This window comes from Tabrizicola sp., from assembly GCF_034366665.1.
Taxonomy (GTDB): Bacteria; Pseudomonadota; Alphaproteobacteria; order Rhodobacterales; family Rhodobacteraceae; genus Tabrizicola.
Map to the genome: position 1 here is coordinate 1 of NZ_JAXMMF010000025.1, position 3,500 is coordinate 3,500.

Here is a 3,500-nt window from a genome sequence, read left to right on the forward strand (position 1 = left end):
GACAAGGCCCTCAAGGCCCAGAAGTCGGTCATGGAGTTCCTGCTGATCAACCACCCGCTCGATTGCCCGATCTGCGACCAGGGCGGCGAGTGTGACCTGCAGGATCAGGCGATGGCCTACGGCGTCGATTTCAGCCGCTACCGCGAACCGAAGCGCGCGACCGAAGACCTGAACCTTGGCCCCTTGGTCGAAACCCATATGACGCGCTGCATTTCCTGCACGCGCTGCGTTCGGTTCACCTCGGAAGTCGCCGGGATCACCCAGATGGGCCAGACGGGCCGTGGGGAAGACAGCGAGATCACCAGCTATCTGAACGAGACGCTGGCCTCGAACCTGCAGGGCAACATCATCGACCTCTGCCCCGTGGGTGCGCTGACCTCGAAGCCCTATGCGTTCACGGCGCGGCCTTGGGAGCTGACCAAGACCGAAAGCATCGACGTGATGGACGCGCTGGGGTCGAACATCCGCGTCGACACCAAGGGCCGCGAAGTCATGCGTTTCCTGCCGCGCAACCATGACGGCGTGAACGAGGAATGGATTTCGGACAAGACCCGCTTCGTCTGGGACGGTCTGCGTCGGCAGCGGCTGGATACGCCCTATGTCCGTGAGAATGGCCGTCTGCGGAAGGCGACCTGGGGCGAGGCGCTGGAGAAGGCGGCTGCGGCGATGAAGGGGAAGAAGGTTGCCGGTCTGGTGGGCGATCTGGCCCCGGTCGAGGCGGCTTATTCCTTGAAACTGCTGGTCGAATCGCTGGGCGGTCATGTCGAATGTCGCACGGATGGGGCGAAACTGCCCGTGGGCAACCGCTCGGCCTATGTGGGCACGGCGAAGATCGAGGATATCGACAGCGCCAAGGTGATCCTGCTGATCGGGACCAACCCGCGCGTGGAATCTCCGGTCCTGAACGCCCGCATCCGCAAGGCCTGGGCCAATGGCGCGATGGTGGGTCTGTTCGGCGAACAGGTCGACCTGACCTATGATTACAAGCACATGGGCTCGGACCGGGCTTCGCTGGTGGAACTGGTCGGACGGGTGACCGCGAAGGACAACACGCTGGTCATCATCGGCCAGGGCGCGATCAACGAGGCCGATGGCGAGGCGGTCCTGTCCCAGGCGATGGCCTATGCCACCGGTGCGGGCGCGAAGTTCATGGTGCTGCACACGGCGGCGGGCCGGGTTGGCGCGATGGACGTGGGTGCGGTGACCGACGGCGGGTTGCCGGCGGCGACCGAAGGCGCAGAGGTGATTTACAACCTTGGCGCGGATGAGGTCGAGATCGCAGCCGGTCCCTTCGTGATCTACCAGGGCAGCCACGGCGACCGGGGGGCCAACCGAGCCGACATCATCCTGCCGGGCGCGGCCTACACGGAAGAAAACGGCCTTTTCGTCAACACCGAAGGCCGCCCGCAACTGGCCTTCCGCGCAGGCTTTGCGCCGGGAGAGGCAAAAGAGAACTGGGCGATCCTGCGCGCCTTGTCGGCCGAGGTCGGCCAACAGCTGCCGTGGGATTCGCTGGCGGGTCTGCGGTCGGCGCTGGTCAAGGCGCACCCGCATCTCGGCCGCATCGACGAGGTGCCGGAGAATGCGTGGCAACCGCTTGAGGTGAAGGCTCCGGCCAAGGCCACGTTCCGCAATGCGATCAAGGATTTCTACCTGACGAACCCGATCGCCCGCGCCTCGGCAGTCATGGCCGAACTCAGCGCCATGGCCAAGGACCGCGCTGCGGCCCCGATTGCGGCAGAGTAAGATGGCGCAGCGCCTCTCCCTTCTGGCGACCCTTGGGACCGCGACAGCGGCGCTTGGGGCTTGCGCGCCTGCCGGAGAGGTGCCAGAGGAACGCGGGCAACAGGCGGTCTATCAGGGGGTCAGCACGATCCTGCTCGACACGGACCTGGTCAGTCTCACGGTCGCGATGACCGGGGCGAAGGACGGGGCGGAGGTCGAGACCTATGGCCGCTGTGCTGCCGCGCAATATGCGCTGGATCAAGGGTTTGGCTTCGCACGCCAGGTGCGGACCATCGTAAGGAAGGATGGGCGGACATGGGTCGGGGATGCGGTCTATCTGCTTTCGGCCACGACGCCCGAGGGTCTTCGCACCATCGACACCGCCAAAGCGGTGGCCGAGTGCGAAGCACTTGGAATACCGACTGTTTGAGGATGAGGGACTGACATGGACGGGTTTCTTGCCACGGGGTTCGGGACGGCGGTGCTGATCGCGGCGCAGTCGCTGCTGATCGTGGCCTTCGTGATGATCAGCCTTCTGTTCCTTGTCTACGGCGACCGGAAGATCTGGGCGGCGGTGCAGATGCGGCGCGGCCCGAACGTGGTGGGGCCGTTCGGCCTGCTGCAATCGGTGACCGACGCGCTGAAATACGTGGTCAAGGAGATCGTGATCCCCGCCGGGGTAGATCGCCCGGTGTTCTTCCTGGCGCCGATGCTGTCGTTCGTGCTGGCGATCCTCGCCTGGGCGGTGATCCCCTTCGATGACGGCTGGGTCCTGGCCAACATCAACGTCGCGATCCTGTTCGTCTTTGCCGTCTCCAGTCTGGAGGTTTACGGCGTGATCATGGGCGGCTGGGCCTCGAACTCGAAATACGCGTTTCTTGGCTCGCTGCGGTCGGCGGCACAGATGATTTCCTACGAAGTGTCGCTGGGCCTGATCATCATCGGGGTGATCATCTCCACGGGTGCGATGAACTTCGGGGCCATCGTGGCCGCGCAGGACGGGGACTGGGGCCTGTTCAACTGGTACTGGCTGCCGCATTTCCCGATGGTGTTCCTGTTCTTCATCTCGGCGCTGGCCGAGACCAACCGCCCACCCTTCGACCTGCCCGAGGCTGAATCCGAACTCGTCGCCGGGTTCATGGTGGAATACTCGTCCACGCCCTACCTTCTGTTCATGGCCGGCGAATATATCGCCATCTTCCTGATGTGCGCGCTGATCAGCCTTCTGTTCTTCGGCGGCTGGCTCTCGCCGATCCCCGGCCTGCCCGACGGCTGGTGGTGGATGGTTGCGAAGATGTGGCTCTTCTTCTTCATGTTCGCCATGGTGAAGGCGATCGTCCCCCGCTACCGCTATGACCAGCTGATGCGGATCGGCTGGAAGGTCTTCCTGCCGATGTCGCTGGCCTGGGTCGTGATCGTGGCGTTCCTGGCGAAATTCGAAGTGCTGGGCGGCTTCTGGGCCCGCTGGACGATTGGAGGCTGACATGTCCAACATCGACTGGACCCGCGCCACGAAGTATTTCCTGCTGATGGACTTCATCAAGGGCTTCGGCCTGGGGATGAAGTACTTCTTCGCGCCGAAATCGACGGTGAACTACCCGCATGAGAAGGGGCCGCTCTCGCCCCGCTTCCGCGGTGAACATGCTTTGCGCCGCTATCCGAACGGCGAGGAACGCTGCATCGCCTGCAAGCTGTGCGAAGCGGTCTGCCCGGCGCAGGCGATCACCATCGACGCCGAACCGCGTGAGGATGGCTCCCGCCGGACCACTCGGTAC

Annotated in this window: 4 protein-coding genes; all 4 read left to right on the top strand. The window is 64.2% G+C overall.

The features are described from left to right. A partial coding sequence (nuoG, locus tag U1E69_RS02945) for an NADH-quinone oxidoreductase subunit NuoG (RefSeq protein ID WP_322242730.1) occupies positions 1-1,746 on the top strand: 1,746 nt, incomplete at its 5' end. Position 1,747: 1 nt separating this feature from the next. Beyond that, on the top strand, positions 1,748-2,155 hold the full coding sequence (locus U1E69_RS02950) for a hypothetical protein (protein WP_322242731.1): 408 nt from the start codon (positions 1,748-1,750) through the stop codon (positions 2,153-2,155). Positions 2,156-2,170: 15 nt separating this feature from the next. Next, positions 2,171-3,208 (top strand): NADH-quinone oxidoreductase subunit NuoH, encoded by a 1,038-nt coding sequence (gene nuoH, locus U1E69_RS02955; RefSeq protein ID WP_322242733.1) that lies wholly within the window; start codon positions 2,171-2,173, stop codon positions 3,206-3,208. Between the two features lies 1 nt (position 3,209). Next, a partial coding sequence (nuoI, locus tag U1E69_RS02960; protein WP_322242735.1) for an NADH-quinone oxidoreductase subunit NuoI occupies positions 3,210-3,500 on the top strand: 291 nt, incomplete at its 3' end.